Source organism: Oerskovia sp. NPDC056781, assembly GCF_042789955.1.
Taxonomy (GTDB): Bacteria; Actinomycetota; Actinomycetes; order Actinomycetales; family Cellulomonadaceae; genus Oerskovia; species Oerskovia rustica.
This window is the reverse complement of record NZ_JBHUAD010000228.1, coordinates 1-6099: the sequence shown is the minus strand read 5'-3', so window position 1 is coordinate 6099 and position 6099 is coordinate 1. Positions and strand designations below refer to the sequence as shown.

Here is a 6099-nt window from a genome sequence, read left to right as displayed (position 1 = left end):
GGGGTGGGACGTGCTCAGGACTGGAAGGCCGACGGCAGGTACTCGTCGACGTTGTCCTTCGTCACGACCGGCGCGTAGAGCTGGATCTGGCGCGGGACCCCCATCGAGGCGAGGTCGCTCATCGACTTGCCCTGGACCGCGAGGCGGGCGAGCTTGACGCCGTCGGCAGCCTGCGTGGACGGGTAGACGACCGTGGCCTGCAGGACCGTGTCGCCCGCCTTGATGTCCTCCATGACGTCCTTCGAGCCGGCGCCGCCGACCATGAAGAACTCGTCACGGCCTGCCGCGTCGATCGCGGAGAGCACACCGATCCCCTGGTCGTCGTCGTGGTTCCAGATCGCGTCGATCTTGGGTGCGGCCTGGAGGAGGTTCGACGCGGCCTGCTCTCCGCCCTGGACGGTGAAGTCGGCCGCGACGCGGTTGCTCACGTCGAGCCCGCAGCCCTCGAGCGCGTCGGCGAAGCCCTTGCTGCGGTCCTGCGTCAGGGGCAGCGAGTCGATGCCCGCGATCTCGGCGACGACGGCGTCCGGGTTGTCGCCGAGCTGCTCGCAGATGTACGTGCCGGCGCTCACGCCCATGCCGTAGTTGTCGCCGAGGACGGTGGCGCGGGCGGCGAACGGGCTGGAGAACTCGCGGTCGACGTTGATGACCGTGATCCCGGCCTCCATCGCGTCGGTCGCGACCTCGGTCAGCGCCGCGCCGTCGAACGGCAGGATGACGATCGCGTCGACACCGTCGTTGATGAAGGTCTCGATCTGGCTGATCTGCAGGTTGACGTCGTTGGTGCCCTCGGCGACCTTGAGGTCGACGTCGTCGTACTTGGCGGCCTCGGCCTGGGCGGCCTTGGTGATGGCCCCCATCCAGCCGTGGTCGGCGGCCGGGGCCGAGAACCCGATGACGACCTTGTCGCCCGACGCGTCGTTGTCGGACGACGCGACCGGGGCGGCGGCGGCGCCGGTCTCCTCGGCCTCGGGGGTGTTCGAGGTGCAGGCCGAGGCGAACAGCGCGACCGAGGTGAGAGCCACGGTGGCGAGGGTCAGACGGCGACGCACCGAGGTGCGGGTACGAGCGGACATGAGGATCTCCCTTGATTCTGGTCCTGCTGGTGCTGGTTGGGACGTGCTGGGGTCCGGCCCCGGGGGGCGGGGCCGTCGTGCGGTGCGGTGCGGTCGTGCGGTGCGGTGCGGTGCGGTCGTGCGAGAGCCCCGACGGCGGGGCGTCAGGCGGATCTGGCGCGCGAGGCGAAGCGCTGCTGGAGGAGCACGGCGACCACGATGATCACGCCCTTGGCGACGGCCTGGGCCGAGGTCGACATGTTGTTCTGCGTGAAGACGTTGGTCAGCGTGGTGAAGATGAGGACGCCGAGCACGGTGCCGACGATCGTGCCGCGACCGCCCACGAGGAGCGTCCCGCCGACGACGACCGCCGCGATGACGTCGAGCTCGTAGAACAGGCCGTTCGTCGAGGAACCGGCCGTGGTGCGGGCGAGCATCATGACGGCCGCGATGCCGGTCGTCAGACCGACCAGTCCGTAGAGGTACATCGTGTGGCGCTTGACCTTGATGCCCGCGAGCCGGGCCGCCTCGGGGTTGCCGCCGACGGCGACCGTGCGGCGGCCGAACGTCGTGCGGTTGAGGAGGAACCAGCCCGCGACGGCCACGACCGCGAACATCCACACGAGCACGGGGACGCCGAGCAGGTCCGCGCGGAAGAACTCGAGGAACGCGTCGACCTCGGTGACGCGCTGGGTCTGCCGGTTGGAGATCATCTCGGCGAGGCCGCGTGCGCCCACCATCATGGCAAGGGTCGCCATGAATGCGACGACCTTGCCGTACGCGACGAGGACGCCGTTGATCAGGCCGCAGGCCGTGCCGACCGCGAGCGCCACACCGACCATGACGATCCAGTGGGTGTCGGCGGCCATGGTCTGGGTCGCGAGCGTGCTCGCCCAGACCGTGGCGAGCCCCATGACGGACCCGACGGACAGGTCGATCCCGCCGCCCGTGATGACGAAGGTCATCCCGATGCTCAGGACGCCCAGGACGGCGGCCAGGCGCAGGATCGTCAGCAGGTTGTTGACGTTCGCGAAGTTCTCCCCCGCTGTCGCGTACCCGACGATGCACAGCGCGACGAGCGCCACGACGAGGCCGATGTTCCGCCCCACTGATCCACTGAACAAATTGCGGCGCGACCGTCTGCCGTCGTGCACCTCGGAGCTCGGGGCGTGCCCCGGTCCGTCCACGACGGCGGCGCGAGCCACCTCCTGCTCGCTCATGCGGCACTTCCTTCCATGACGAGGTCGAGCACGCCGTGCTCGTCGATCGAATCTGCTGGGCCTTCGTGCACGACACGTCCCTCCGAGATCACGAGGACGCGGTCGGAGAGACCGAGCACCTCGTCGATCTCGCTCGAGACCACGAGCACGGCCGCACCGGACGCCGCGAGGTCGCGGATCAGTGCGTAGATCTCGGCGCGCGCCCCGACGTCGACGCCCCGGGTGGGCTCGTCGAGCAGGAGGACCCGGCACCCGTGCACGAGCCAGCGCGCCAGGAGCGCCTTCTGCTGGTTGCCGCCGGACAGTGTCCGGGCGTTCCGCTCGACCCCGGCGGGACGCAGGTCCAGCGAGACGGCCTGCTCCTTCGCCGCGGCCCGCTCCGCCCTCTCGTCGAGGAAGCCCGCCTTCGCGAAGCGACCGAACGTCGAGAGCGTGATGTTGCGGTAGACCGGTTCGTCGAGCAGCAGGCCCTGGCTCTTGCGCTCCTCGGGGCACAGGCCGATGCCCGCGTCGACCGCGGCGGCGACCGAGCCACCGCGGAGCTTCTTGCCGCCGACCGCGACGGTCCCCTGGGTCGCGCGACGCGCCCCGTAGACGGTCTCGAGGATCTCGGACCGGCCGGAGCCGACGAGCCCGGCGAAGCCGAGGACCTCACCGGCGCGCACCTCGAAGGAGACGTCCGCGAACTTCCCCTCGAGCCCGAGCGACTCGACCGCGAGCAGCACATCCGCCTCGTCGGCGACGGGCTCGCGCTCGGGGAAGACGTTGTCGACCGCGCGGCCCGTCATGAGCTTGATGAGCTCGGCGGTCGGCGTCTGCGAGACCGCGAGGTTCTGCGCGACCGTGCGCCCGTCCTTGAGGACCGTGATCCGGTCGCCGATCGCCCGGATCTCCTCGAGGCGGTGCGAGATGTAGACGATCGCGACCCCGCTCCCGGTGAGCTGGCGGACGACGCGGAACAAGTTCTCGACCTCTTCGCTGTCGAGCACGGCGGACGGCTCGTCCATGACGATGACCCGGGCGTCGTGCGAGAGGGCACGGGCCATGGACACGATCTGCTTGCCCGCGGCGGACAGCTCGCCCACCTCGCGGTGGGGCGAGATCTCGGGGTGCCCGAGGCGCTTCATGAGCTCACGCGTGTTCTTGGCCGCCGTCCGCCGGCTGGAGAAGCCCGCGGTCGACAGCTCGTGCCCGAGGTAGATGTTCTCGGCGACGGTCAGACCGTCGACGACGTCGAGCTCCTGGTACATCGTGGCGACCCCGAGCTTGAGCGCGGCCACGGGGTGCGGGATGGTGACGACCTCGCCGTCGATGAGGATCTGCCCCTCGTTGGGCTGGTGTGCGCCGGCGAGCACCTTGATGAGGGTGGACTTGCCGGCACCGTTCTGTCCGAGGAGGCAGTGGACCTCTCCGGGGAGGATGTCGAGATCGACGCCGTCGAGTGCTCGGGCGCCGGGAAACTGCTTGACGATGCTCCGCATCTGCAGGAGCGGCCGGGTGGGCTGAGGGTCTGCGTTGACCATGTGGGAGAAACTAACCGACCTTTTGACGGCGGTCAAGCAGAAGGTCCTGATCTTTCGCTTCGTTACCCCACCGTGACCGACAAAAGTGGGCATGACCGCCCGAACCGCCGAGGAAGGCCGGCGGGTGACCCACGTCACTCACGCACCGCTGCGACACGGCGCGAGGAGCGGTGCATAGAGGAGGAAACGGTCGAACGACAGGGGTTCCGGGGTCTCGACCGGCGGGGCGCGAGCTCCCGCTGGGCTCCGGCGACCTTGCCGCAGCAAACCACACGCTAGGTCGGCTTTTGTCGATCGTCAAGCAAAAGCCGAAGATCGCAGTACGCTAGACGGATTGTCACCACTGCGTAGCAACGAGAGGCTCCGTGATACATCGTGCCCACCGAGGAACTGCTGAAGTTCGCCCCCCGCCCGACCGGCGCCGGGGACATGTTCCAGCTGCTCCGCGACGGCCAACCCCGTACGCGGGCTGACCTCGCCGCGATCACCGGGCAGGCGCGGTCCACGATCGCCGCCCGCATCGACCTGCTCATGGCCTCCGGGCTCATCGCGCCCGCGGGCGAGGCGAGCTCGACCGGCGGCAGGCCGCCCGTGACGTTCGCCTTCAGCCCCGGGGCACGCATCGTGCTCGCCGTGGACCTGGGCGCGACGCACGCGCGCCTCGCGGTCACGGACCTCGCGTCGAACGTCCTCGCGGAGGTCGACGCTCCCCTCGCCATCTCCGACGGCCCGGAGAACGTCCTCGCCTGGGTCGCCGAGACCGGCGAGAAGCTCATCGCGACGACCGGTCGCGACCTCAAGGACCTGGTGAGCGTCGGCGTCGGGCTCCCTGGCCCCGTCGAGCACTCGACCGGACGCCCCATCAACCCGCCCATCATGCCCGCATGGGACGACGTCGACGTGCCCGCGATCCTCAAGCGCACGTTCGACGCCTCGGTCCTCGTGGACAACGACGTCAACATCATGGCCCTCGGCGAGCACCGCACCGCGTGGCCCGGCGTGAGCGACCTGCTGTTCGTCAAGGTCGCCACGGGCATCGGCGCGGGAGTCATCTCGGACGGCGAGCTGCGCCGCGGCGCCCAGGGGGCGGCCGGCGACATCGGGCACATCGCCGTGCCCAATGCGACCGACACCCCGTGCCGCTGCGGCAACATCGGCTGCCTCGAGGCCGTCGCGAGCGGCCAGGCCATCGCCGGTGCCCTCAAAAAGGAAGGGCTCGAGGCCGCCAACAGCGGCGACGTCGTGTCCCTCGTGCGCGGCGGCGACCTCATGGCCAGCCACGCGGTACGCCAGGCCGGACGCGACATCGGAGCCGTCCTCGCCGCGTGCGTGAGCCTGCTCAACCCCTCCATGATCGTGGTCGGCGGCGTCATCGCCGATGCGGGAGAGCACCTGATCGCGGGCATCCGCGAGATCGTCTACCAGCGCTCGCTGCCGCTGGCCACGCAGCACCTGCGCATCGTCACGTCCCAGGCCCGGGGCCAGGCGGGCGTGCTCGGTGCGAGCGCCATGGCGATCGATCACGTACTCTCTCCCGCAGCGATCGATGCCCTGATCGCGTGAGCGCCAACGGAGGACTCATGAGCGTGCCGGACCGTCGGGCCCTGATCGTCCGGGGAGGATGGCCAGGCCACTCCCCCGAGGAGAGCACCGACCTCTTCGTACCCTTCCTCAAGGAATCGGGCTTCGACGTCGTCGTCGAGTCCTCGCTCGAGGTGTACGCAGACGCCGAGTACATGGCCGGCGTCGACCTGATCGTGCAGTCCTGGACCATGGGCGAGATCCTGCCCGACGAGATGCGCGGCCTGCGCCAGGCCGTCACGAACGGGACGGGTCTCGCGGGCTGGCACGGCGGGATCATCGACTCGTACCGCATGGCGACCGACTACCTGCAGATGCTCGGTGGCCAGTTCGCCGCGCACCCGGGCGACCTGGTCGAGCACACGGTCGAGATCGTGCCCGAGCACGTTGAGCACCCAATCGTCGCCGGCGTCGGACCGATCACGCTGCGCTCCGAGCAGTACTGGGTGCTCGCGGACTCGCTCAACGAGGTCCTCGCGACCACGACCATCGAGCCCACCGCCGACTCCCCGTGGCGCTCCCCCGTCGTCTCGCCGTCGGTCTGGACCCGCCGGTGGGGTCAGGGGCGCATCTTCGTGTGCGCACCGGGGCACCAGCTCGCCGACCTCGAGATCCCCGGGCTGCGCACCGTGATCGAGCGCGGCCTCCTGTGGGCCGCCCGGTGACGCTCCCCCGCGCCTAGCAACGCGGGACGACGAACGGTCGACGACCCGTCGGGGT

At 70.1% G+C, this 6099-nt stretch carries 5 protein-coding genes; 2 read left to right on the top strand and 3 right to left on the bottom strand.

The annotated features are described in order from the left end of the window. Positions 1-14: 14 nt before the first annotated feature. The 3 genes from ACFRCR_RS15790 to ACFRCR_RS15780 form a co-directional block, all read right to left on the bottom strand. On the bottom strand, positions 15-1076 hold the full coding sequence (locus tag ACFRCR_RS15790; protein WP_191797525.1) for a substrate-binding domain-containing protein: 1062 nt from the start codon (positions 1074-1076) through the stop codon (positions 15-17). Positions 1077-1219: 143 nt separating this feature from the next. Continuing rightward, complete coding sequence (locus ACFRCR_RS15785; protein ID WP_191797523.1) at positions 1220-2275, bottom strand: ABC transporter permease; 1056 nt, start codon at positions 2273-2275, stop codon at positions 1220-1222. After that, positions 2272-3798 (bottom strand): sugar ABC transporter ATP-binding protein, encoded by a 1527-nt coding sequence (locus tag ACFRCR_RS15780; RefSeq protein WP_377678825.1) that lies wholly within the window; start codon positions 3796-3798, stop codon positions 2272-2274. The genes ACFRCR_RS15785 and ACFRCR_RS15780 overlap by 4 nt, the downstream gene beginning before the upstream one ends. 429 nt (positions 3799-4227) lie before the next feature. Between ACFRCR_RS15780 and ACFRCR_RS15775 the strand changes: the two genes are divergently transcribed. Beyond that, on the top strand, positions 4228-5361 hold the full coding sequence (locus tag ACFRCR_RS15775; RefSeq protein WP_191792225.1) for an ROK family protein: 1134 nt from the start codon (positions 4228-4230) through the stop codon (positions 5359-5361). 17 nt (positions 5362-5378) lie between these two features. Then, positions 5379-6044 (top strand): ThuA domain-containing protein, encoded by a 666-nt coding sequence (locus tag ACFRCR_RS15770; protein ID WP_377678826.1) that lies wholly within the window; start codon positions 5379-5381, stop codon positions 6042-6044. Positions 6045-6099 lie beyond the last annotated feature (55 nt).

Bases quoted from the DNA above. Each gene is read 5' to 3' on its own strand.
- ACFRCR_RS15790 (WP_191797525.1), bottom strand. From the start codon at position 1,076: ATGTCCGCTCGTACCCGCACCTCGGTGCGTCGCCGTCTGACCCTCGCC.
- ACFRCR_RS15785 (WP_191797523.1), bottom strand. From the start codon at position 2,275: ATGAGCGAGCAGGAGGTGGCTCGCGCCGCCGTCGTGGACGGACCGGGG.
- ACFRCR_RS15780 (WP_377678825.1), bottom strand. From the start codon at position 3,798: ATGGTCAACGCAGACCCTCAGCCCACCCGGCCGCTCCTGCAGATGCGG.
- ACFRCR_RS15775 (WP_191792225.1), top strand. From the start codon at position 4,228: ATGTTCCAGCTGCTCCGCGACGGCCAACCCCGTACGCGGGCTGACCTC.
- ACFRCR_RS15770 (WP_377678826.1), top strand. From the start codon at position 5,379: ATGAGCGTGCCGGACCGTCGGGCCCTGATCGTCCGGGGAGGATGGCCA.